The 23,561-nt window shown below is 70.6% G+C and carries 23 protein-coding genes and 1 pseudogene; 21 read left to right on the forward strand and 3 right to left on the reverse strand.

What is annotated here, in order from left to right; translation table 11 throughout:
- From H0487_RS14535 to H0487_RS14550, 4 genes are all read left to right on the forward strand, one after another.
- Window positions 1-822, forward strand: an 822-nt coding sequence (locus tag H0487_RS14535; RefSeq protein WP_183094951.1) for an oxidoreductase dimerization domain-containing protein, incomplete at its 5' end; no start/stop codon positions are given.
- A 253-nt stretch (window positions 823-1,075) separates the two neighbouring features.
- Entirely contained in the window at window positions 1,076-2,071 is a 996-nt protein-coding gene (locus tag H0487_RS14540; RefSeq protein ID WP_183094952.1) for a hypothetical protein, read from the forward strand.
- Window positions 2,068-2,553, forward strand: coding sequence for a SigE family RNA polymerase sigma factor (locus H0487_RS14545; RefSeq protein ID WP_183094953.1), 486 nt, complete (start codon window positions 2,068-2,070; stop codon window positions 2,551-2,553). The genes H0487_RS14540 and H0487_RS14545 overlap by 4 nt, the downstream gene beginning before the upstream one ends.
- Before the next feature lie 112 nt (window positions 2,554-2,665).
- Window positions 2,666-2,899 (forward strand): hypothetical protein, encoded by a 234-nt coding sequence (locus H0487_RS14550; protein ID WP_183094954.1) that lies wholly within the window; start codon window positions 2,666-2,668, stop codon window positions 2,897-2,899.
- A 44-nt stretch (window positions 2,900-2,943) separates the two neighbouring features.
- Here the strand turns inward: H0487_RS14550 and H0487_RS14555 are convergent, their stop codons facing one another.
- The 3 genes from H0487_RS14555 to H0487_RS14565 form a co-directional block, all read right to left on the reverse strand.
- On the reverse strand, window positions 2,944-3,345 hold the full coding sequence (locus tag H0487_RS14555; protein WP_183094955.1) for an immunity protein CdiI family protein: 402 nt from the start codon (window positions 3,343-3,345) through the stop codon (window positions 2,944-2,946).
- Window positions 3,346-3,492: 147 nt separating this feature from the next.
- Window positions 3,493-4,803: an HNH endonuclease gene (locus H0487_RS14560; protein ID WP_183094956.1), complete on the reverse strand. Its 1,311-nt coding sequence runs from the start codon at window positions 4,801-4,803 to the stop codon at window positions 3,493-3,495.
- A 125-nt stretch (window positions 4,804-4,928) separates the two neighbouring features.
- A complete protein-coding gene (locus tag H0487_RS14565) occupies window positions 4,929-6,317 on the reverse strand; it encodes an FAD-binding oxidoreductase (protein WP_183094957.1) in 1,389 nt (462 codons plus the stop codon).
- 49 nt (window positions 6,318-6,366) lie between these two features.
- Between H0487_RS14565 and H0487_RS14570 the strand changes: the two genes are divergently transcribed.
- The 17 genes and pseudogenes from H0487_RS14570 (at window position 6,367) to metK (ending at window position 23,512) form a co-directional block, all read left to right on the forward strand.
- Window positions 6,367-8,646 (forward strand): FdhF/YdeP family oxidoreductase, encoded by a 2,280-nt coding sequence (locus H0487_RS14570; protein ID WP_183094958.1) that lies wholly within the window; start codon window positions 6,367-6,369, stop codon window positions 8,644-8,646.
- A 2-nt stretch (window positions 8,647-8,648) separates the two neighbouring features.
- Window positions 8,649-9,488, forward strand: a complete 840-nt coding sequence (gene fdhD / locus H0487_RS14575) for a formate dehydrogenase accessory sulfurtransferase FdhD (RefSeq protein ID WP_183094959.1) — start codon at window positions 8,649-8,651, stop codon at window positions 9,486-9,488.
- A 120-nt stretch (window positions 9,489-9,608) separates the two neighbouring features.
- A complete protein-coding gene (locus H0487_RS14580; protein ID WP_183094960.1) occupies window positions 9,609-9,779 on the forward strand; it encodes a CsbD family protein in 171 nt (56 codons plus the stop codon).
- A gap of 154 nt (window positions 9,780-9,933) precedes the next feature.
- Complete coding sequence (gene pyrR, locus H0487_RS14585) at window positions 9,934-10,518, forward strand: bifunctional pyr operon transcriptional regulator/uracil phosphoribosyltransferase PyrR (protein ID WP_183094961.1); 585 nt, start codon at window positions 9,934-9,936, stop codon at window positions 10,516-10,518.
- Entirely contained in the window at window positions 10,515-11,465 is a 951-nt protein-coding gene (locus H0487_RS14590; RefSeq protein ID WP_183094962.1) for an aspartate carbamoyltransferase catalytic subunit, read from the forward strand. Before pyrR ends, H0487_RS14590 begins: the two co-directional genes overlap by 4 nt.
- On the forward strand, window positions 11,462-12,757 hold the full coding sequence (locus H0487_RS14595) for a dihydroorotase (protein WP_183094963.1): 1,296 nt from the start codon (window positions 11,462-11,464) through the stop codon (window positions 12,755-12,757). The genes H0487_RS14590 and H0487_RS14595 overlap by 4 nt, the downstream gene beginning before the upstream one ends.
- Before the next feature lie 5 nt (window positions 12,758-12,762).
- On the forward strand, window positions 12,763-13,905 hold the full coding sequence (gene carA / locus H0487_RS14600) for a glutamine-hydrolyzing carbamoyl-phosphate synthase small subunit (protein WP_376766684.1): 1,143 nt from the start codon (window positions 12,763-12,765) through the stop codon (window positions 13,903-13,905).
- Window positions 13,905-17,225 (forward strand): carbamoyl-phosphate synthase large subunit, encoded by a 3,321-nt coding sequence (gene carB / locus H0487_RS14605; RefSeq protein WP_183094965.1) that lies wholly within the window; start codon window positions 13,905-13,907, stop codon window positions 17,223-17,225. Before carA ends, carB begins: the two co-directional genes overlap by 1 nt.
- Before the next feature lie 146 nt (window positions 17,226-17,371).
- Window positions 17,372-17,602, forward strand: a pseudogene (locus tag H0487_RS23930) (quinone-dependent dihydroorotate dehydrogenase); the annotation flags it as partial.
- Window positions 17,603-17,703: 101 nt separating this feature from the next.
- Window positions 17,704-18,279 (forward strand): dihydroorotate dehydrogenase (quinone), encoded by a 576-nt coding sequence (gene pyrD, locus H0487_RS23935; RefSeq protein ID WP_312855955.1) that lies wholly within the window; start codon window positions 17,704-17,706, stop codon window positions 18,277-18,279.
- Complete coding sequence (gene pyrF, locus H0487_RS23465; protein WP_183094966.1) at window positions 18,276-19,127, forward strand: orotidine-5'-phosphate decarboxylase; 852 nt, start codon at window positions 18,276-18,278, stop codon at window positions 19,125-19,127. The genes pyrD and pyrF overlap by 4 nt, the downstream gene beginning before the upstream one ends.
- Window positions 19,124-19,588 (forward strand): hypothetical protein, encoded by a 465-nt coding sequence (locus H0487_RS14620; RefSeq protein WP_183094967.1) that lies wholly within the window; start codon window positions 19,124-19,126, stop codon window positions 19,586-19,588. The genes pyrF and H0487_RS14620 overlap by 4 nt, the downstream gene beginning before the upstream one ends.
- Before the next feature lie 133 nt (window positions 19,589-19,721).
- Window positions 19,722-20,042 (forward strand): integration host factor, actinobacterial type, encoded by a 321-nt coding sequence (gene mihF, locus H0487_RS14625; protein ID WP_183094968.1) that lies wholly within the window; start codon window positions 19,722-19,724, stop codon window positions 20,040-20,042.
- Complete coding sequence (gene gmk / locus H0487_RS14630) at window positions 20,035-20,628, forward strand: guanylate kinase (RefSeq protein ID WP_183094969.1); 594 nt, start codon at window positions 20,035-20,037, stop codon at window positions 20,626-20,628. The genes mihF and gmk overlap by 8 nt, the downstream gene beginning before the upstream one ends.
- 10 nt (window positions 20,629-20,638) lie before the next feature.
- On the forward strand, window positions 20,639-20,968 hold the full coding sequence (gene rpoZ, locus H0487_RS14635) for a DNA-directed RNA polymerase subunit omega (protein WP_183094970.1): 330 nt from the start codon (window positions 20,639-20,641) through the stop codon (window positions 20,966-20,968).
- 12 nt (window positions 20,969-20,980) lie between these two features.
- On the forward strand, window positions 20,981-22,216 hold the full coding sequence (coaBC, locus tag H0487_RS14640) for a bifunctional phosphopantothenoylcysteine decarboxylase/phosphopantothenate--cysteine ligase CoaBC (protein ID WP_183094971.1): 1,236 nt from the start codon (window positions 20,981-20,983) through the stop codon (window positions 22,214-22,216).
- A 96-nt stretch (window positions 22,217-22,312) separates the two neighbouring features.
- A complete protein-coding gene (gene metK, locus H0487_RS14645; protein ID WP_183094972.1) occupies window positions 22,313-23,512 on the forward strand; it encodes a methionine adenosyltransferase in 1,200 nt (399 codons plus the stop codon).
- The last annotated feature ends 49 nt before the right edge of the window (window positions 23,513-23,561 follow it).

The following is a 23,561-nucleotide window of genomic DNA, read 5'->3' on the forward strand; positions in this document are numbered from 1 at the left end:
ATCGGCTGCGAGATCGCCCAGACGTTCTCCCGCTTCGGCGTCGAGGTGACGATCCTGGAGGTGGCGGACCGGATCCTCGGGCCCGAGGAGCCGGAGGCGAGCGAGGTGGTCGCCGGGGCGATGGCCGCCGAAGGCATCAGCGTGCGGGCGGGCGTGCAGGTCGATCGCGTCGACCACGGCCCGTCCGGCTTCACGGTCACGCTCGGCGGCGGTGAGCAGGTGACGGCGGAGCGGATGCTCGTCGCCGCGGGCCGCCGGACCAACCTGTCCGACCTGGGGCTGGAGACCGTCGGTCTCGACCCCTCGGCTCGGTTCCTCGACACCGACGAGCAGCTCCGGGCGGGCGAGGGGCTGTGGGCGGTCGGTGACATCACCGGCAAGGGGCTCTTCACCCACATGTCGATGTACCAGGCCGAGGTCGCCGTCCGGTCGATCCTCGGCAAGGACGGCCCCTGGGCGGACTACACGGCCGTCAGCCGGGCGACGTTCACCGATCCCGAGGTCGGCTCGGTCGGCCTCACCGAGAAGCAGGCCCGGGAGGCGGGCATCCGGGTGACGACAGGGACCTACTCGCTGCCGTCGTCCAGCCGCGGCTGGATGCACAAGGTCGGCAACCACGGTGTGATCAAGGTGGTCGCCGACGCCGACCGCGGCGTCCTCGTCGGTGGTACGACCGTCGGCCCGTCCGGCGGGGAGATGATCGGCCTGATCGCGGCCGCGGTGCACGCGGAGATCCCGGTCGCCAAGCTGCGGACGATGCACTACGCCTACCCGACGTTCCACCGGGCCATCGAGAACGCGATCAACGAGCTCGACGTCTAGGGCGCTGCTGGCGTTCGCGACGTGGCGAGCTCGTTGCACGACAAGGTCCGTGAAGCGGGGTGACACGAGCGGTAGGAACTGGCCCCCTCGAAAAGCCGCGCTCATCGCGTGTTGATGGGTGAGGCTTTCGATAGGAGCACCGATGGGCACCCTGCATGAGCGGTTGGCGGAACTGGCGGACGAGGCACCGACGGGAGGCGCGCCCGCGGCCGAGCTCTGGGCGCGCGGAAAGCGCACCCAACGTCTCCGAGCCGTGGCCGTCGCGGCCACGGTGTTGGTGGTGGGCGCTGTCGGCACCGGCATCGGTGTCCGCCTGACCCAGGACGGTCGCGATGGCTACGAGCCTGAGCCGGCTGGGGACGTCGACGTCTCGCTGCCGATCGAGTACCCCGTTGGGCAGGATCTGCCTGGTCTCGGGGACACACCCGGACCGTTGATCGCGATCTGGGTTACTCCTGGATCGGACGGCGGTGCGACGGAAGTGGTCGGTGTCGTCGCGGAGACCGGGGCGTTCGGGACGCTCCCGATCGACCTGCGCGGCGACGTTCCGTACGGGGCTGCGGACCCGGGGATCGCGCTGTCGCCCGACGGGCGCACGATCGCCTATGAGCGTCCGGGGGGTGAGCTGGTCGCCCGCGACCTGGTGAGTGGGAGGACGTACTCACCCGACTTCGAGTTCAAGATCCGCAGCGGCGGGGGTTTCTGGATCGATGCCACCCACATCGTCGGGCACGCGGTGCGGAGCAAGGCCGCCAGCGAAGAGACCGGTGTGGAGCGCGCAACCGACGTAGACGGATGGGTGTGGGAGCCTGGCACAGCCCCGAAGCTGGTCAACCTCGGGGAGTACCCCGGCCAGCCCTACCTCGGATACGGATGGCCTTACGGCGGGAAGGACCTGCTCGTCCTTCCGGAAGGTCCGCGGTTGTGTGAGACGCAGCGGGTCCAGAGGACGGGGACCGAAGATCCGCAGGCACGACCGTTCGAGGTGTCGGCCCTGTGCGACATCGTGGGCGTCGTCGGCCCCGAGACCCTGCTCGGCCATGGGAAGCCCGACGGCTCTTCTGGTGACGCGAACGATCCGAACTACGCCAGAGGTGCGGTCGTGGCTCTGGAGCTCGCGGACGCCGACCCTGCGTTCGAGGACCCGGCCCGGCGCCAGGTGGTCGTGGCCGAAGGGGCACCTCATCGAGTCGCGTTCGCCACCGACCTGATCGCAGAAGCACTCGACGCCGACGGCGGTGGGTCATGACCGGGTACGGCAACTTCGAAGAGTTCGTGATCGCTCGGAGGGGCGCGCTGCTGCGAACGGCATACCTGCTCACGGGCGACCCTCACGACGCCGAGGACCTCGTCCAGTCAGCGCTGATCAAGGTGGTGCCTAAGTGGCGGCGAATCCAGAACCACCCCGAGCCGTACATCCGGAAGGTGCTCGCGCGGGAGTCGGTGAGTCGATGGCGCGGTCGCCGGTGGCGCGAGGTGACCACCGACACGATCCCGGAGACGATGCATCACGACAGCACCGATCGGATCGCACTGCTCGAGGATCTGCGCAGGCTTTCTCCGCAGCAGCGCGCCGTCCTCGTGCTCCGCTACCTCGACGACCTCACCGAGGCCGACACGGCCGCTGCCCTCGGCATCTCGGTGGGAACGGTCAAGTCACATGCCCGCGAGGCGCTTGCGCGTCTGCGCAACCAGCCGTCGGGCGAGGAGCATGCGCCGGCTGCGAGGTGAACCGGTGTCCGTGTCGGGGTAGGAACCACAGTCGTTGCTTACGGCACCGCGGCAGGGTCGCGCGACGACGAGCGGCAGTAGCGTGCGACAGGCTTCGCTCTAATCTGTGGGAGTGAGCGACGAGACCGCATCCCACTATCTCCGCGACCTCGCACCCTTGTTGCTGGAGTTGGCGCAGACTGCGCAGCACCAGGCTGACCGAAGTGACGACGACTTCGATCGGGGGCGGGTGATGGGACTCTACGAAGCGATCAGCCTCTTGATTCAGCAGGCCGACGCCTTTGGCATGTCGAGCCGCGAGGTCGGGTTGGCTGGGGTTGGCTTCGTGATCGGCCCAGAGCTCTAACCGCGCACGCCGAGCGGCAGTAGCGGGCGGAGCGAACTCACGGCTCACGCGCGGTAGCGAACCTCGAATCGGCTGCCTAGTTCCCCCTGCAGCCGCTCGACCAGTGCCTCTGATCGCTGATCCATGACCTTCTGATCTGCCAGCCAGTCTTCATGCGAACCCCAGTTGAAGTCGTTCATGTCATCGCGCCACGCGATGAGGTCTGCGATCAAGCCTTCGCTAAGGCCAAGGGCTCGCTGCAACCAGGTCGGATCATCGGGCAACAAACCCTCAATGCCCCACAGCGGGCCACCGCCCTCGTCCCACATGAGTTGAAGGTCGGAGCCCTCGACCGCGTAGTCCTCCTCCTCGACGTCGCGTTCCTCGCCGATCGGCACTGCGGACCAGTACGGCCCGTCCGGGTACCTGCCGAAGTAGGGCGGCGGTGGGTCGTCGCGGTCTTCCACGAAGACAGTGGAACATGCGGACGCCGCGCACGCCGAGCGGCATTGGCGGGCAGTCCGAGGTGATTGCGGTGGATCAGTTCAACTAGGTTGAACGGATCCTCCTCGATCCGCACTCGTCTCGGCAATATCGGGTACTCCGACGGGCCCTCACCGTCGCCTGTGGAAGCGGGTGTCGCCGTTGGGGAGGGTGGTGGCGGTGTAGGCGGGGTCGTGGGCGCGGTGGTGGTGCCAGGAGCAGTAGAGGATGCCGTCGGCCAGGTCCGTCTTGCCGCCCCGTGACCAGGGATCCTTGGCGTGATGGGCCTCGCACCAGGTCGCGGGGATCGAGCAGCCCTCGGCGCGGCACCGCCGGTCGCGTAGGGCGAGGGCTTTGCGTTGGGCAGGGGAGAACAGGCGTCGGGTGCGGCCCAGGTCGAGGATCTCGCCCTTGCCGCCGAGCACGACGGGGATGATCTTGGCTGTGCACGCCAGCCGCCGGGTCTCGGTCGCCGACAGGTTGTTCCCAGCAGCAAGGTCGGCATCGAGGAGACCGGCGGTGGCGAGCTTCTCGGTCAACGCGTCGTGGTGGATGGCGACCATCACCGTCGTCGCATCTCCGCCGTGCATCGGCAGCTTCGCGGGGTCCAGGTGCTCCAGCAGCGCACAGAACGCCTGACCGAGCTGACGGCGGTACGGGATCCGGTCGACCTCACACGCGGGCGCGCCCTCGGCCTTGCGCGGCGAGGTGAACGCCTCCAGATAGGTCTGCAACCGGGCCGCGGCTGCATCGGGCAGCAGGCCGCTGAGCCGGGTGGTGCCGTCACCGAGGACGCGGAAGGAGAGTCGGCACTTCTCGCGGGCGTGCGCCTCTTCCTTCTCCAGCCGCTTGGCCTCTTCGGCCTCGGCGATCTCGGGAGCCACCACGTCGAGGATCCGGCGCACCAGGCGGCGCAGCTCGGAGGGGCGGAACTGGGCGCAGTACTCGACCATCCGCTCCTCGGCCGACGCGAGGACCTCCGCGCCGACGTCGTTCGGCAGGGCGTCCAGGCCGGTCGCGACCACCCGGGCCTGCTCGACCGACACAACACCGGCGGCCATCCCGGCAGCCAGCTTCGAGTACCGCTGGTCCAGTGCCTCGGCGAGCCTCTGGTCGGGACGTACGTCGCGCGCATCGGCGTTCGTGCGGCTCGACAACCACGCCGCGACGTCGCGCTGCCCGTCGGCCTCGGCCAGGTCGCCCGAACAGGCGATCAACCGCAACCGCAGCTCGGCCAGCCGTCGTTCGGCCTCGGTGACGGCCAGCAGGGCCGCGGCCTTGTCGGCGTTGGGCATGAACACCGGCTGCACGTCCCGCACCCCCGCTACCGCTGCGGCGATCTGCTCGGCGCACGCCACGATCGGGTGCGGCGGTGAGACGAGCTGTGCGACCACGACGACCTCCCGAGTGGTGCGGATGAGCGACTGTTCCGATGTGAACATTCGACCATGCGCCACCGACACTGGGACCAGTTGCGGCGAGCGCCTGTGGATGAATCACCGCGATCCACGAGCCCGGTACGACGAGCGGGCCGAGGAATCCGAGGCTCGCTGCGCTCGCAACTCGATCAGCAGTCGGCGCGCGGCGGCAGCACCGCCCCGGGGTTGAGGATGCCCAGCGGGTCGAGGGCGTCCTTCACCCGCCACGACAGGTCGAGGACGTCCGGACCGACCTGGTCGAGCAGCGCGCCCCGCTTGGCGCGGCCCACGCCGTGCTCGCCGGTGATGGTGCCCCCGAGCGCGATCGCGAGCGCCATCACCGCGTCGAACGCCTCGCGAGCCCGCCGGTCGGCGTCGGGGTCGGCGGCGTCGAAGACGATGATCGGGTGGGTGTTGCCGTCGCCGGCGTGTGCGACGAGCGCGATCTCGACCCCGGTCGTGGCTGCTATGCCGGCGATGCCGTCGACCAGGTCCGGGAGCAGCGGGACGGGGACGCCGACGTCCTCGAACAACACGCTGCCGCGCTGCTCCAGCGCGTGGAAGGCGTTGCGCCTCCCGGCGACGAACATCGCGGACTCGTCGACGTCGGTCGTCGTGAAGACCTCCTCGGCCCCGGCCGCGACGCACGCGGCCCGCATCGCCTCGACCTCGACGGCGCAGGCCTCACCCGGGGCGTCGGACTGAGCGAGGAGAAGGGCGCCTGTCGACCGGTCGAGACCGTGGGAGCGCCAGTCCTCGACGGCGTTGATGGAGACGTTGTCCATCAGCTCGAGCATCGAGGCGCGCACGGTCCCGCGGATGGCGACCACCGCCCGGGAGGCCTCGGTCATCGACGCGAACCGGCTGACCAGCGTCGCGCCGGCGGTCTGCGCCGGGATGAGCCGGAGCACGGCCCGCGTGATGACGCCGAGGGTCCCCTCGCTGCCGACGAACAGCTTGAGCAGGGACAGGCCGGCGACGTCCTTGATCTGCTTGCCGCCGAGCCGCACCAGGGTGCCGTCGGCGAGGACCACGTCCATCCCGAGGACGTAGTCCGTCGTCACGCCGTACTTCACGCAGCACAGGCCGCCCGCGTTGGTGGCGAGGTTGCCTCCGATGGAGCAGATCTCGAAGGAGGACGGGTCCGGGGGATACCAGAGCCCGTGCTCGGCCGCGGCCCGCTTGACGTCGACGTTGAAGGCGCCGGGCTCGACGATCGCGACCTGGCACGCCGGGTCGATCTCGACGGCGCGCATCCGGTCCAGCGAGAGGGTGATCCCGCCGTCGACGGCGGAGGATCCGCCGGACAGCCCGGTGCCGGCGCCGCGGGGCACGAGCGGGACCCGGTGCTCGGCGGCCCAGCGGACCGCGACCTGGACCTGGGTCGCGTTCTCCGCGCGGACGACGGCGAGGGGAGTGCCGGCGGACCCGTCCCGGGCGAAGTCCTCCCGGTACTTCTCGACCGACGCCGGATCAGTGACGACCACGCCCTCCGGTAGGTTGGAGACGAGCTGCGCGAGGGCGGCTTCCGCGTTCATCGCCCCACTCTGCACCAGGAGCGGGCCGGCAGACAGGAACACCCGACCGATGCCTCGTGACGAGGACCCTCAGGACGACCTCACGGTCAGTCCGCCGAAGTCGTGGGCGGCAGGCGTGCCTGCCGTCGCCCACGCGATGGAGTACGCGCTCTCCCAGACCTCGCCGCGTCGTACGGCGGTGACGCTGCTCAACCTCAACCAGGTCAAGGGCTTCGACTGCCCGGGCTGCGCGTGGCCGGACCCGAAGAAGCGGCACAAGAACGAGTACTGCGAGAACGGCGCCAAGCACATCGCCGACGAGGCGACGACCCGCCGGGTGACCCGTGAGTTCTTCGCCGAGCACCCGGTGGCCGAGCTCGACCAGAAGTCGGACTACTGGCTCAACCAGCAGGGCCGCCTCACCGAGCCGATGGTCAAGCGGCCCGGTGCCACGCACTACGAGCCGATCTCGTGGGACGACGCGTTCGACGTGATCGCCGAGGAGCTGCGCGCCCTCGCTTCCCCGGACGAGGCGATGTTCTACACATCAGGTCGCCTCAACAACGAGGCCGCCTTCCTGCTGCAGCTCTTCTCCCGGGCCTACGGCACCAACAACCTCCCCGACTGCTCGAACATGTGCCACGAGTCGAGCGGCTCGGCGCTGATGGAGACGATCGGCGTCGGCAAGGGCACCGTGTCCCTCGACGACCTCCACGACGCCGACCTGGTGCTCGTCGTCGGTCAGAACCCCGGCACCAACCACCCGCGGATGCTCACGGCGCTCGAGCACACCAAGCACAACGGCGGGAAGGTCGTTGCGGTCAACCCGCTCCCGGAAGCTGGGCTCAAGCGCTTCAAGAACCCGCAGAAGCCGAGCGGCGTCGTCGGTCGTGGCACCGCGATCGCCGACCAGTTCCTCCAGATCCGGATCGGCGGCGACCTCGCGCTCTTCCAGATGCTCAACCGGCTGCTCCTCGAGGCCGAGGACGACGCCCCCGGCACGGTGCTCGACCACGACTTCATCGCTCGCGACACCGACGGCTTCGAGGCGTTCGCCGCCCACGTCCGCGGCACCGACTGGGACGAGGTCCTCGAGGCCACGGGACTGGCCCGCGAGGAGATCGAGGAGCTGCGCGACCGGATCGTGGCCAGCGACAAGATCATCGTGTGCTGGGCGATGGGCCTGACCCAGCACAAGCACGGCGTCCCGACGATCCGCGAGATCGTCAACCTGCTGCTGCTCACGGGCAGCCTGGGCCGTCCCGGCACCGGCGTCTGCCCGGTCCGCGGCCACAGCAACGTGCAGGGCGACCGCACGATGGGGATCTGGGAGCGGGTCCCGCAGTGGTTCCTCGACGCGCTCGGCGAGGAGTTCGGGTTCACCCCGCCCACCCGGCACGGCTTCGACTCGGTCAACGGTGTCCGCGCGATGCGCGACGGCCGCGCGTCGGTGTTCGTCGGCGTGGCCGGCAACTTCGTGCGGGCGATGTCGGACAGCCTGGTGACCGAGGAGGCGCTGCGGCGCTGCCGGCTCACGGTGCAGATCTCGACCAAGCTCAACCGCTCGCACACGGTGTGCGGCGAGACCGCCCTCATCCTGCCGACGCTGGGTCGTAGCGACCGCGACGTCCAGGCGACGGGGGAGCAGTTCGTCACCGTCGAGGACTCGATGAGCGAGGTGAAGGCCACCCGGGGCCGGTTCAGCCCGGCGTCGCCGCACCTGCTCAGCGAGGTGGCGATCATCAGCCGACTGGCGCGCCGGACGCTCGGCGAGGGCGGCTCGATCCCGTGGGAGGAGTTCGAGACCGACTACTCGTTGGTCCGCGAGCGGATCGCGCGCGTCGTGCCCGGCTTCGAGGACTTCGACCAGCGCGTCGCCAAGGGCGCCGGGTTCCGACTGGTCAACCCGGTCAACGAGGGCGTCTACAACACCGAGAGCGGCAAGGCGCAGTTCTCCTGCAACGACTTCGCGATGCTGCGGGCGCCCGAGGGCCACCTGGTGCTCCAGTCGCTGCGCTCCCACGACCAGTGGAACACCATCCCGTACGCCCTCAACGACCGCTATCGCGGCATCCACAACGCCCGGCGGATCGTCATGGTCAACCCCGACGACCTGACCGACCTCGGCCTGGAGGACCAGTCGCTGGTCGACATCGTCGGCGTCTGGGACGACGGGGTCGAACGGCGCGCTGAGGGCTTCCGCGTGGTCGCCTACCCGACCTCCCGCGGCTCGGCGGCGTCGTACTACCCCGAGACCAACGTGCTCGTGCCGCTCGACAGCGTCGCCGACATCAGCAACACGCCGACCTCCAAGGGTGTCGTCGTCCGCCTCGAGCCCGTCGCGGAGTAGCTGTGGGACGAGTGACCGCGCGCCGCGCGGTGGTGCGGGTCCGGGACGGCCAGGTGACCCGCCGACCGGACAACCTGGCGGCCGAGGAGCCGATGGAGATCCGGGTCGACGGGAAGCCGCTCACGGTCACCATGCGCACGCCGGGCGACGACTTCGACCTGGCGGTGGGCTTCCTCGTCGGTGAGGGGGTCGTCCACGCGGTCGACCACCTGGTGACCGCCCGCTACTGCGCCGGGACGGCGGAGGACGGCACCAACACCTACAACGTCGTCGACGTCCGGCTCGCCGACGGGGTGCCGCCCGTGGACCCGGCGCTGGCCCGGAACTTCTCCACCACCTCCGCGTGCGGCGTGTGCGGCAAGGCCAGCCTCGACGCCGTCCGGACCGTGTCGACCTGGTCGGTCGCCGACGACCCGCTCCGGGTCACCCCGGACGTCCTCGCCGAGCTGCCGCAGCGGCTCCGGGAGTCGCAGCGGGTCTTCGACCGGACCGGGGGACTGCACGCCGCGGGTCTCTTCTCGCCCGCGGGCGAGCTCCTCGTGCTGCGGGAGGACGTCGGCCGTCACAACGCCGTCGACAAGGTCGTCGGCCATGCTCTCCGGGAGGGCATGCTCCCGCTCCGGGAGACGGTGCTCGTCGTCAGCGGCCGCGCGTCGTTCGAGCTGGTGCAGAAGGCCGTGCTGGCCGGTATCCCGATGCTCGCCGCCGTCTCCGCGCCGTCGTCGCTGGCCGTGGACCTCGCCGAGGAGCACGGCCTGACGCTGGTGGGCTTCCTGCGGGGCACGTCGATGAACGTCTACACCGGCGCGCACCGGCTCGGTCTGGAGGACGTGCCCTCCTGAAGGGCCCGTGCGCGCCGGAAGCAGGAGCAATGGGTCTGCGGGATGAGGAGGACCCGACTCAGCCTCCCGGTCGGGGGTACCGCCTGGATGCACGCACAACCGAGCGACAGGAGGCACCCGATGGGTATGCAGGACAAGCTCCAGAACGCGGCCGACGAGAAGGTCGGCGAGGCCAAGGAGGCTCTCGGCAAGGCGTCGGACGACGACGACCTCAAGAACGAGGGCAAGGTCGACCAGACGAAGGCGAACCTCAAGCAGGCTGGCGAGAAGGTCAAGGACGCCTTCCGCTGACCCGACCGGTTCAGGACCGAGAGGCCCGGCAGCGCCGGGCCTCTCGGCATGCGTGCCGCTTCGCACGACGCCGTCCCGACGGGGTAGGGTGGCGCCTGTTCGACATCCTTTAACGAGCCGTCCTGTGAGGCGGAGAAGGAGGTCAGGCGCGCTGATGCCTGCCGCCCCGCTGGCCCACCCGGGCCGCGTCGTTCTTGATGCCCGTGACATCGGCCGGGCTCTCACGCGGATCTCCCACGAGATCATCGAGCGCAACAAGGGTGCGGGTGACCTCGTGCTCCTCGGCATCCCGCGGCGCGGCGTCCCGCTCGCCCAGCGGATCGCCGCCCGGATCTCCCAGGTCGAGGACGTCGACGTCCCGGTCGGCTCCCTCGACATCACCATGTATCGCGACGACCTGCGGCTCAAGCCGGCCCGGGCGCTGCTGCCGACCGAGATCCCGTCCGGCGGGATCGACGGCAAGGTCGTGGTCCTCGTCGACGACGTGCTCTTCTCCGGCCGCACCATCCGGGCCGCGCTCGACGCCCTGAACGACGTCGGGCGGCCGCGGGCCGTCCAGCTCGCCGTCCTCGTCGACCGCGGCCACCGCGAGCTGCCCATCCGGGCCGACTTCGTCGGCAAGAACCTGCCCACCTCGCTCAGCGAGCGGGTCAGCGTCCGCCTCGCCGACCTGGAGGACGACGGGGTCGACGCCGTCTCGATCGAGCCGAGGCCCGACGCTACGGAGGTAGGGGAGTGAAGCGACACCTGCTGAGCGCGGCCGACCTGACCCGCGACGACGCCGAGCTGGTCCTTGAGACCGCGGCCGAGCTGCGGTCGCTGGCGGACCGGCCGATCAAGAAGCTGCCGGCCCTGCGCGGCCGGACGGTCGTCAACCTGTTCTTCGAGGACTCCACGCGGACCCGGATCTCGTTCGAGGCCGCCGCCAAGCGGCTCTCGGCCGACGTCATCAACTTCGCCGCCAAGGGCTCCAGCGTCAGCAAGGGCGAGAGCCTCAAGGACACGGCGCTCACCCTCGAGGCGATGGGTGCCGACGCCGTCGTCATCCGGCACGGCGCCAGCGGGGCGCCGCACCGGCTGGCTCACTCCGGCTGGGTGCGCTCGAGCGTCGTCAACGCGGGCGACGGCACCCACGAGCACCCCACCCAGGCTCTCCTCGACGCCTTCACCCTGTGGCGCCACCTCGGCGAGGAGCGCCGCGGCGGCCTCGAGGGGCGGCGGGTCGCCATCGTCGGCGACGTGCTCCACAGCCGGGTGGCGCGCTCCAACGCGCTGCTCCTCAAGACCCTCGGCGCCGAGGTGACGCTGGTCGGCCCGCCGACGCTGCTGCCGGTCGGCATCGAGGGCTGGGACGTCGAGACGTCGTACGACCTCGACGCCGTCCTCCCGAAGGTCGACGCCGTGATGATGCTGCGCGTCCAGCGCGAGCGGATGCAGGGCGGCTTCTTCCCGACGCCGCGCGAGTACTCGCGGCGCTACGGGCTCGACGGGCGCCGGATGGCGACCCTGCAGGACCACACGATCGTGATGCACCCCGGCCCGATGGTGCGCGGCATGGAGATCACCGCCGACGTCGCCGACTCCGACCGGTCGGTGATCGTCGAGCAGGTCACCAACGGCGTCGCCGTCCGCATGGCCGTCCTCTACCTCCTCCTCGGAGGATCTGAAAGCGAGAGCCCTGAATGACCAGCGTGAGTTCGTACCTGATCAAGAGCGTCCGGATCCTCGGGGGCGAGCCGACCGACCTGCTCCTGAAGGACGGTGTCGTCGCCGAGATCGGCACCGGCCTGTCCGCCGACGGCGCCGAGGTGGTCGACGCCGACGGCCTCATCGCGCTGCCCGGCCTGGTCGACCTGCACACGCACCTGCGCGAGCCGGGCCGTGAGGACGCCGAGACCGTCGAGACCGGGACCCGCGCCGCGGCGATGGGCGGCTTCACCGCGGTCCACGCGATGGCCAACACCACCCCGGTCGCCGACACCGCCGGCGTCGTCGAGCAGGTCTGGCGCCTGGGTCGCGAGGCCGGCTACTGCGACGTCTACCCGGTCGGCGCCGTCACCGTCGGGCTCAAGGGTGAGCAGCTCGCCGAGCTCGGGGCGATGGCCGACTCGGCCGCCCGGGTCCGGGTCTTCTCCGACGACGGCCACTGCGTGAGCGACCCGCTGCTGATGCGCCGGGCGCTGGAGTACGTCAAGGCGTTCGACGGTGTCGTCGCCCAGCACGCCCAGGACCCGCGGTTGACCGAGGGCGCGCAGATGAACGAGAGCGAGCTGTCGGGTCGCCTCGGCCTCGCCGGCTGGCCCGCGGTCGCCGAGGAGGCGATCATCGCCCGCGACTGCCTGCTCACCGCCCACGTCGGCTCGCGGCTGCACGTCTGCCACGTCTCCACGGCCGGCTCGGTCGAGATCGTCCGTGACGCGAAGCGCAAGGGCTGGAACGTTACCGCCGAGGCCTGCCCGCACCACCTGCTGCTGACCGACGAGCTCGCCGCGACCTACGACCCGATCTACAAGGTCAACCCGCCGCTGCGCTCGGCCGGCGACGTCGAGGCGCTGCGCGCCGGCCTGGCCGACGGGACGATCGACATCGTCGCCACCGACCACGCGCCGCACCCGCACGAGGACAAGGACTGCGAGTGGGCGGCCGCCGCGTTCGGCATGCTCGGTCTGGAGACCGCCCTGTCGATCGTGCAGCACACGATGGTCGACACCGGCCTGCTCGACTGGGCCGGCGTCGCCGACCGGCTCTCCTACGCCCCGGCCCGGATCGGCCGCGTCGCCGACCACGGCCAGCCGATCGAGGTCGGAGCGCCGGCCAACATCGCTCTCTACGACCCGGCCGCTACCAGGACGATCGAGGCGTCCGCGTCGGCGTCCCTCTCTCGGAACACGCCGTACGCCGGGATGGACCTGCCTGGAAGGATCGAGGCGACATTCCTGCGCGGACGCCCGACCGTGCTCGACGGAAAGCTGGTGTGAGACAAGTGGCGATCCTGGTCCTGGAGGACGGACGGACCTTCCACGGTGACGCGTACGGCGCCGAGGGCGAGACCTTCGGCGAAGCGGTCTTCAACACCGGCATGACCGGCTACCAGGAGACCCTCACCGACCCGTCGTACCACCGCCAGGTGGTCGTGATGACGGCTCCGCACATCGGCAACACCGGCGTCAACGACGAGGACCCCGAGTCCCGCCGGATCTGGGTCGCCGGCTACGTCGTCCGTGACCCCGCGCGGCGTGCGTCCAACTGGCGCTCGCGCCGGTCGCTCGACGAGGAGCTGCGCGACCAGGGCGTCGTCGGCATCAGCGGCATCGACACCCGCGCACTGACGCGGCACCTGCGGGAGCGCGGCTCCATGCGGTGCGGGATCTCCAGCACCGAGACCGACCCGGAGGCGCTGCTCGCCCGGGTGCTCGAGCAGCCGGAGATGAAGGGCGCCGACCTGGCCGGCGAGGTCTCGGTCGACGCCGCTTACGTCGTCCCCGCGGTCGGTGAGAAGAAGTTCACGGTCGCCGCCCTCGACCTCGGCATCAAGGGGATGACCCCGGCGCTGATGGCGCAGCGGGGGATCGAGGTCCACGTGCTGCCCGCCTCCGCGACCATCGACGACGTGCTGGCCGTCGGTGTCGATGGCCCGGACGGCGTCTTCTTCTCCAACGGCCCGGGCGACCCGGCCACCGCCGACGTCACGACCCTGCAGGCCGTGCTCGAGCGCGACCTGCCGTACTTCGGGATCTGCTTCGGCAACCAGCTGTTCGGGCGGGCCCTGGGCTTCGGCACCTACAAGCTGACCTACGGCCACCGCGGGATCAACCAGCCGGTGATGGACCGCACCACCGGCAAGGTCGAGGTCACCGCGCACAACCACGGATTCGCTGTGGACGCGCCGCTCGACCAGGCCACCGAGACGCCGTACGGATCGGCGACGGTGAGCCACGTCTGCCTCAACGACGACGTCGTCGAGGGGCTCGAGCTCCGGGACGCCGACGGCCGTCTCAAGGCCTTCTCCGTCCAGTACCACCCCGAAGCCGCGGCCGGTCCGCACGACGCGGCGTACCTGTTCGACCGGTTCATCGACCTGATGGCAGGGACGATGGCCGGATCTGTTGAAGGGGCCCACGCCTGATGCCGAAGCGCGAAGACATCAAGTCCGTCCTGGTGATCGGCTCGGGGCCGATCATCATCGGGCAGGCCTGCGAGTTCGACTACTCCGGCACCCAGGCGTGCCGGGTGCTCAAGGCCGAGGGGCTGCGGGTCGTGCTGGTCAACAGCAACCCCGCGACGATCATGACCGACCCGGAGTTCGCCGACGCGACCTACATCGAGCCGATCACCCCGGAGTACGTCGAGAAGGTCATCGCCCGGGAGGCCGCCAACGGCACCCCGATCGATGCGGTGCTCCCGACGCTGGGTGGCCAGACCGCGCTCAACACCGCGATCGGCCTGCACGAGAACGGCGTCCTCGAGAAGTACGGCGTCGAGATGATCGGCGCCAGCTTCGAGGCGATCCACCGCGGCGAGAACCGCGAGCTCTTCAACGCGATCGTCGACAAGGTCGGCGGCGAGGTGGCCCGCAGCTTCGTGTGCCACACGCTGGAGGACTGCGAGAAGGCGGCCGGCGAGCTCGGCTTCCCGGTCGTGGTGCGGCCGTCGTTCACCATGGGCGGCACCGGCTCCGGCATCGCCTACGACGCCGACGACCTCACCCGCATCGCCGGCTCCGGCCTCGACGCCAGCCCGACCACCGAGGTGCTGATCGAGGAGTCGATCATCGGCTGGAAGGAGTACGAGCTGGAGGTGATGCGCGACAAGGCCGACAACGTCGTCATCATCTGCTCGATCGAGAACTTCGACCCGATGGGCGTCCACACCGGTGACTCGATCACCGTCGCGCCCGCGATGACCCTCACCGACCGCGAGTACCAGCACCTGCGCGACCTGGCGATCGGCATCATCCGCGAGGTCGGCGTCGACACCGGCGGCTGCAACATCCAGTACGCCGTCAACCCGGTCGACGGCCGAGTCATCGTCATCGAGATGAACCCGCGGGTGTCGCGGTCCTCCGCGCTCGCGAGCAAGGCGACGGGTTTCCCGATCGCCAAGATCGCCGCGAAGGTCGCGATCGGCTACACCCTCGACGAGATCCCCAACGACATCACCGAGGAGACGCCCGCGTCGTTCGAGCCCACGCTCGACTACGTGGTGGTGAAGGTGCCGCGGTTCGCGTTCGAGAAGTTCCCCGGCGCCGACCCGGTGCTGACCACGCACATGAAGTCCGTCGGCGAGGCGATGGCGATCGGGCGCAACTTCACCGAGGCGCTGCAGAAGGCGTTGCGCTCGCTGGAGGACAAGAAGGCGCCGTTCGACTGGCACAAGGACTTCGACGCCGACCTGGGCTCTGCCGAGACGAAGGCCGCTCTGCTGGTGGAGATCGCGAAGCCGCACGACGGCCGTCTCCGCAAGGTCATGGACGCGATCCGGGCTGGTGCCACGCCGGAGGAGATCTTCGACGCGACCGGCATCGACCCGTGGTTCGTCGACCAGCTGATGCTGATCAACGAGACCGCCCAGGAGCTGATCGGGGCCGACGAGCTCACCCCGGCGCTGCTGCGCAACGCCAAGCGGCACGGGTTCTCCGACGTCCAGATCGGCAAGATCCGGGGGATGACGCCCGACGTCGTCCGCGGTGTCCGGCACGCGCTCGGCATCCGGCCGGTCTACAAGACGGTCGACACCTGCGCGGCCGAGTTCGCCGCGAAGACGCCGTACCACTACTCGTCCTACGACGAGGAGACCGAGGTCAGCCCGCGCGAGAAGCCCGCGGTCATCATCCTCGGCAGCGGCCCCAACCGGATCGGCCAGGGCATCGAGTTCGACTACTCGTGCGTCCACGCCAGCCTCGCGCTCAGCGCTGCCGGCTACGAGACCGTGATGGTCAACTGCAACCCGGAGACGGTCTCGACCGACTACGACACCTCCGACCGGCTCTACTTCGAGCCGCTCACGCTGGAGGACGTGCTCGAGATCGTGCACGCCGAGGAGCAGGCCGGCCCCGTCGCCGGCGTCATCTGCCAGCTCGGCGGCCAGACCCCGCTCGGCCTCGCGCAGGGCCTGAAGGACAACGGCGTCACCATCGTCGGCACCAGCCCGGAGGCGATCCACCTCGCCGAGGAGCGCGGCGCCTTCGGTCGGGTGCTCGCCGAGGCCGGGCTGGTTGCCCCGCAGCACGGGATGGCGACCAGCTTCGAGGAGGCCCGGGCGATCGCCGACCGGATCGGCTACCCGGTGCTGGTGCGTCCGTCGTACGTCCTGGGTGGGCGCGGCATGGAGATCGTGTACGACGAGCGCTCGCTGAGCGACTACATCTCCCGAGCCACCGAGGTCACGCCCGAGCACCCGGTGCTGGTCGACCGGTTCGTCGACGACGCGGTCGAGATCGACGTCGACGCCCTCTTTGACGGCGAGGAGCTCTTCCTCGGCGGCGTCATGGAGCACATCGAGGAGGCCGGCATCCACTCCGGTGACTCCTCCTGCGCGCTGCCGCCGATCACCCTGGGGGACGCGGAGATCCAGCGGATCCGGGAGGCCACGCTCGGCATCGCGAAGGGCGTCGGCGTGCGCGGGCTCATCAACATCCAGTTCGCGCTCGGCTCCGACGTGCTCTACGTGCTCGAGGCCAACCCGCGGGCGAGCCGGACCGTGCCGTTCGTCTCCAAGGCGACCGGGACACCGCTGGCCAAGGCGTGCGCCCGGGTGATGATGGGGGAGTCGATCGCGGACCTGCGCAAGGACGGCGTGCTCCCGGCCACCGGCGACGGCGGGTCGCTGCCGCCCGACCAGCCGATCGCGGTCAAGGAGGCCGTGATGCCGTTCAACCGGTTCCGGACCCCTGACGGCCGCCAGGTCGACACGGTCCTCGGCCCGGAGATGAAGTCGACCGGTGAGGTGATGGGCCTCGACGCCGACTTCGGCACCGCGTTCGCGAAGGCGCAGGCCGGCGCGTTCGGGTCGCTGCCCACCAGCGGCAAGGTCTTCGTCAGCATGGCCAACCGCGACAAGCGGCACATGATCTTCCCGATCAAGGTGCTGGCCGACCACGGGTTCGAGGTGCTGGCCACCAAGGGCACCGCCGAGGTGCTGCGCCGCAACGGCGTCGCGGCGACCGTGGTGCGCAAGCACTTCGAGGGCGAAGGGCCCAACGGGGAGAAGACCACGGTCCAGCTCATCCTCGACGGCGAGATCGACCTGGTCATCAACACGCCCCACGGCGCGACCAGCGGGGGCTCGGCGCGCCTCGACGGCTACGAGATCCGCACCGCGGCCGTCCGGGCCAACATCCCGTGCATCACGACGGTCCAGGGTCTCGGGGCAGCGGTGCACGGCATCGAGGCGCTGCACCGCGGCGACGTCGGCGTGAAGCCGCTCCAGGAGTGGAACGCACGGTGAACCTGCCGATCTACTCGACCGTCTACAAGCACGGCCTCTCCCGCCTCGACGCCGAGGTCGCCCACCACCGCACGTTCGACGCGCTGAAGGCGGCCGGACCGGTGCTGCGCCGGGCGAAGCGGCCCGGCGGTCGGCCGGTCGAGGCGATGGGCCTGACCTTCCCCAACGCGCTCGGTATCGCGGCGGGCTTCGACAAGACGGCCGAGGCGTTCGAGGAGCTGGGAGCGTTCGGGTTCGGGCACGTCGAGGTCGGCACGGTCACCGCGCTGGCCCAGCCCGGCAACCCCAAGCCGCGGCTGGTGCGCCTCCCTGACGACCGCGCGGTCGTCAACCGGATGGGCTTCAACAACGACGGTGCGGCAGCGGTCGCCCAGCGGCTGGGCAGGCGCCGGCGGGGGGGCCGGGGGCCGGGCCTCCGCATCAACAACGGCAAGGCCCAGGGGGGCCCCCACCACGGNCCGACGACGACCAGGCAGCCGTGGAGGCCGACTACGAGGCCTCCACCAGGCTGCTGGCGCCGTTCGCGGACTACTTCGTCGTCAACGTCAGCTCGCCCAACACGCCGGGTCTGCGCAACCTCCAGGCCGTCGGCAAGCTCGCGCCGCTGCTGGAGCACGTACGGCGGGTGGCCGACCGCGCCACCGACGACGCCGGGCGCGACCGCGTGCCGCTGCTGGTGAAGATCGCTCCCGACCTGGCCGACGAGGACGTCGTCGAGGTCGCCGACCTGGCGCTGGCACAGGGTCTCGACGGCATCATCGCCACCAACACGACGATCAGTCGCGAGGGCCTGCGGTCGAGTGCCGCAGCCGTCGAGGCCGCCGGCGCGGGAGGCCTGTCCGGAGCCCCGCTGCGGGAGCGCTCCACCGAGGTCGTCCGCCTGCTCCGCGACCGGGTCGGTCCCGACCTGACGCTCATCGGCGTCGGCGGCGTGTCGACGGCCGCGGACGCCCGGGAGCGTCTCGACGCAGGCGCGACCCTCGTCCAGGCCTACACCGGGCTGATCTACGGCGGGCCCCTGTGGCCCCGCCGCATCCTCAAGGGGCTCTCGTGACGACCGCACCGTTCGGCGAGAGGTATGCGGCTGCGCTGGCCGACCGCGGACAGTTCTGCGTGGGGATCGACCCGCACGCGGGGCTGCTGCACGAGTGGGGGCTCGACGACACGGTCCAGGGGCTGGAGACCTTCGCGCTCACGGCGGTCGAGGCGGTGGCGCCGTACTGCTCGGTGGTCAAGCCGCAGTCGGCCTTCTACGAGCGGTTCGGCAGTCGGGGGATCGCGGTGCTGGAGCGCGTGATCGCCGAGTCGCGGGCGGCCGGCGCGCTGGTGCTGCTCGACGTCAAGCGCGGCGACATCGGCTCGACGTCGCAGGCCTACGCCGAGGCCTACCTCGACCCGGGCTCCCCGCTGGCGTCCGACGCGATCACAATCAGCCCCTACCTCGGCTTCGGGTCGCTGCTGCCGTTCGTGGAGGTCGCGCGGGCCAACGGTGGCGGCCTGTTCGTCCTCGCGGCAACCTCCAACAAGGAGGGGCCGGAGGTCCAGGAAGCGGTGACGAGCGACGACTTCGGTGGCCGCACCGTCGGCTCGGCGATGCTCGACCACCTGCGCGAGCTCAACCGCGGTGCGCACCCGGTCGGCTCGTTCGGTGCCGTGGTCGGCGCGACCATCGACGAGAAGAGACTCGACTTCGCGAGCTCCGCGATCGGCGGGCCGATCCTCGCGCCCGGCTACGGCGAGCAGGGCGGCACCGCCGCCGACATCGTGCGGATCTTCGGCGCCTCGGCCCGACACGTCGTCGCCAGCTCCTCGCGCGGCGTGCTGCGCCTCGGCCCGGACGGGACGGCGATGCGCGACGCGGTCCAGCGCGCCAACGACGAGCTGCGGAGCCTCCTCGGGTGAGGGGGGTCGCGGCGGGCGCCGCACTGCTGGTGCTGCTCACGGGCTGCGGCGGCGGTGACGACGACCCCTACGCGGTGCCCGAACGGTTCGAGGACTACTGCGAGGAGGTGGAGGCCCAGCAGGTCCTCATCAGCGACGCCCTCTCGGCCGGCGGCGACACCTCCGGACTGATCAAGGCGCTCCCGAGCTTCGAGGCGCTGGCTGCGAAGTCGCCCGACGACATCGCGGAGGAGTGGGAGACGGTCGTCGACCGGATCCACGACCTCGTCGCCGCGCTCGACGCCGCCGGGGTCGATCCCGACACCTACGACCGCAAGGACCCGCCCGCCGGCCTCGACCCCGACGCCAAGGACGACATCGACGCTGCCGCGACCGCACTCGTCTCGGCGACCACGGCGAGCGCCATAGCCGATGTCCAGCAGCATGCGCGCGACGTGTGCAAGACGCCGTTGACGCTCTGAGCGTCCTGCGGTCGCGATCGACCGTCCAACCTGCGCCCCCGCATTGCCGCCCCGCCACGGACGTGACTAGGGTGACCGCGAGGCGGCTCGCTGCCCTCCCCATGCCTGTGCTCGACCCGAAGGATCTCTCCACGTGGCCCTGCCCCCTCTGACCCCCGAACAGCGTCAGGCTGCGCTCGCGAAGGCTGCTGCCGCGCGCCGCGAGCGGGCCGAGGTGAAGAACCGGCTCAAGAACTCGGGCGCCTCGATCGCCGACGTGCTGGCCGAGGGACAGACCAACGAGGTCGTCGGCAAGATGAAGGTGCTGGACCTGCTCCAGGCCGTCCCCGGTCTCGGCAAGGTCCGTGCCTCGCAGCTGATGGAGCGTCTCGGCATCGCCGAGTCGCGCCGCGTCCGGGGTCTCGGCGCCAAGCAGGTAGCCGCGCTCAAGCAGGAGTTCGCCCCGGGTGAGTGACCCCGGCAGCACAGCGGGTCGACCGAGCCGACTGGTCGTCCTGGCCGGTCCGACGGCCGTCGGCAAGGGCACGGTCGCGGCCGCGGTCCGCAACGACCACCCCGACGTCTGGATCTCGGTGTCGGCGACGACCCGCGCACCGCGCCCGGGCGAGGTCGACGGCGTCCACTACCTGTTCGTCGACGAGGCCGAGTTCGACCGGCTGATCGCCGAGGACCAGCTCCTCGAGTGGGCCGTGGTCCACGGCCGGCACCGATATGGCACGCCGCGCGGTCCCGTCGAGGCCGCGCTGGCCGCCGGGCGGCCGGCGATGCTCGAGATCGACCTCCAGGGTGCGCGGCAGGTGCGACGCACGATGCCGGAGGCACTTTTCGTGTTCCTGAAGCCGCCGACGTGGGACGAGCTGGTCCGCCGGCTCGTCGGTCGCGGCACCGAGAACGACGAGGAGCGGGAGCGTCGACTGGCCACCGCGGAGGACGAGCTGGCGGCCGAAGCGGAGTTCGACGTCACCATCGTCAATCACGAAGTTCACGATGCAGCGGCCGAGTTGGTAGGCTTACTTGGTTGCCCATCCACTGGATCGTGAGGCTTTTTCTGTGTCTGCCCCCAACATCGACGCCGTCGGCGTGACGAACCCGCCGATCGATGACCTGCTGTCCAAGACCGACAGCAAGTACAAGCTGGTGCTCTACAGCGCCAAGCGGGCGCGCCAGATCAACGCCTACTACTCCCAGCTGGGCGAGGGCCTGCTCGAGTACGTCGGCCCGCTCGTGGACACCCACGTCCAGGAGAAGCCGCTGTCGATCGCGCTCCGCGAGATCAACGAGGACCTGCTGACCTGCGAGGACATCGACCCGGCCGAGTTCGCCGCCCAGGAGCTCGCGGGTGGTCGGATCGCTGCCGCGCCGGCCGCCAGCGCCGAGTGATCTGAGCCTGGCATGACGCGGCCGCGCGTGGTGCTCGGCGTCTCCGGCGGGATCGCTGCCTACAAGGCCTGCGAGCTTCTCCGGAGGTTCACCGAGTCCGGCCATGACGTCACCGTCGTACCCACGGCGGCCGCGCTGGAGTTCGTCGGCGCTCCGACCTGGTCGGCCCTGTCCGGCAAGCCGGTCGCGACCGACGTCTGGACCGGCGTCCACGAGGTCCCGCACGTCCGGATCGGCCAGGAGGCCGACCTGGTCGTGGTGGCGCCCGCGACCGCCGACCTGATGGCCAAGGCCGCGCACGGCCTGGCCGACGACCTGCTGACCAACACGCTCCTCACGGCGCGCTGCCCGGTGGTGATGGCGCCCGCCATGCACACCGAGATGTGGGAGCACGCCGCGACGACGGCCAACGTCGCCACCCTGCGCTCGCGCGGGGTGCTGGTCGTCGAGCCCGCCGAGGGCCGCCTCACCGGCGCCGACACCGGCAAGGGCCGGCTCCCGGACCCCGAGGAGATCTTCGAGCTCTGCCGCGACGTCCTGGAGCGCCAGACGACCGGTGCCGCGGGGACCACGCTCGACCTGGCCGGCCGCCACGTCGTCGTGTCCGCAGGCGGGACGCGGGAGCGGCTCGACCCGGTGCGCTTCCTCGGCAACCGATCCTCGGGCCGCCAGGGCTATGCGCTCGCCCGCGCCGCGGCCGCCCGCGGAGCCGAGGTCACGCTGGTGGCCGCCAACGTCACCCTGGCCGACCCGGCCGGCGTCAAGGTGGTCCGCGTGGAGTCGACCGCCGAGCTGCGCGACGCCGTCCTGACGGCCGCTGCCGGCGCCGACGCGGTCGTGATGGCCGCGGCCCCCGCCGACTTCCGGCCCGTGCACCGATCCGACACCAAGATCAAGAAGTCCGACGACGGCTCTGCGCCCGTCATCTCCCTCGAGCAGAACCCCGACATCCTCAAGGAGCTCTCGGTCCACCGGCCCGCTCCCGGCACCGTCGTCGTGGGTTTCGCCGCCGAGACCGGTGACGCCAGCGGGTCGGTCCTCGACCTCGCCCGGGCCAAGCTGGCCCGCAAGGGATGCGACCTCCTGGTCGTGAATGACGTGAGCGGTGGCGCGGTTTTCGGCGCGGAGGACAACGAGGCGGTTATCCTCTCGGCGGACGGCACCGCGGTCGACGTACCGCGGGGGAGCAAAGGCGCTCTCGCCCACGTGATCTGGGACCAGGTCGCGGCTCGTCTGCCCTCTGCGTGAGACTGCCTCGCGTCACCTGTTGATCCTCGTATCGTTGGAGACGAGATCGGCCCTGACCGCCCCCTAAGACGACTGATCCCGAAAGCGAGAAACAACGTGCCTGGACGCCTCTTCACCTCCGAGTCCGTGACGGAGGGGCACCCCGACAAGATCGCCGACGCGATCAGCGACACCGTGCTCGACTACCTGCTCTCGCAGGACCCCATGAGCCGAGTGGCGTGCGAGACCCTCCTGACCACGGGCCTCGTCGTCGTCGCGGGTGAGGTGACCACCGCAGGCCAGCTGCCGATGGCCCGCATCGTGCGCGACAAGATCATCGAGATCGGCTACGACTCCTCCGACAAGGGCTTCGACGGTGACTCGTGCGCCGTCCAGTTCGCCATCGGTGCCCAGTCGGCCGACATCGCCCAGGGTGTCGACGACGCCTTCGAGGAGCGTGTCGACGGCTCGGGTGACGAGCTCGACAAGCAGGGTGCCGGTGACCAGGGCCTGATGTTCGGCTACGCCTGCGACGACACCCCGGAGCTCTTCCCGCTGCCGATCAAGATCGCGCAGACGCTGGCCGAGCGCCTCACCGAGGTGCGCAAGGACGGCACGCTGCCCTACCTGCGTCCCGACGGCAAGACCCAGGTCACCATCGAGTACGACGAGGACGACCGCCCGGTCCGCATCGACGCGATCGTCGTCTCCTCGCAGCACGCCGAGGACGTCGACCAGGAGCAGCTCGCCAAGGACATCCTCGTCAACGTGATCGAGCCCGTCCTCGAGCAGTTCAAGGCCACCGTCCCGTCCGAGGGCCACAAGCTCTACATCAACCCCACCGGCCGGTTCGTCGTGGGTGGCCCGATGGGTGACGCCGGCCTGACCGGTCGCAAGATCATCGTCGACACCTACGGCGGCATGGCCCGTCACGGTGGCGGCGCCTTCTCGGGCAAGGACCCGTCGAAGGTCGACCGCTCGGCCGCCTACGCGATGCGCTGGGTCGCCAAGAACATTGTCGCGGCCGGCCTCGCCCGCCGTGCCGAGGTCCAGGTCGCCTACGCGATCGGCGTCGCCAAGCCCGTCGGTGTCTTCGTCGAGACCTTCGGCACCGGTGTCGTCCCGGACGAGAAGATCCAGGAGGCCGTGCTCGAGGTGTTCGACCTGCGCCCGGCCGCGATCCTGCGCGACCTCGAGCTGCGCCGGCCGATCTACGCCAAGACCGCCGCCTACGGCCACTTCGGCCGCGAGCTGCCGGAGTTCACCTGGGAGCGGACCGACCGCGCCGAGGCCCTCAAGGCCGCCGCCGGCGTCTGACGACTCAACAACGCCGCGGCCGTCCCTCCTGGGGGCGGCCGCGGCGCCG

Source organism: Nocardioides stalactiti, from assembly GCF_014180715.1.
Lineage (GTDB): Bacteria > Actinomycetota > Actinomycetes > Propionibacteriales > Nocardioidaceae > Nocardioides > Nocardioides stalactiti.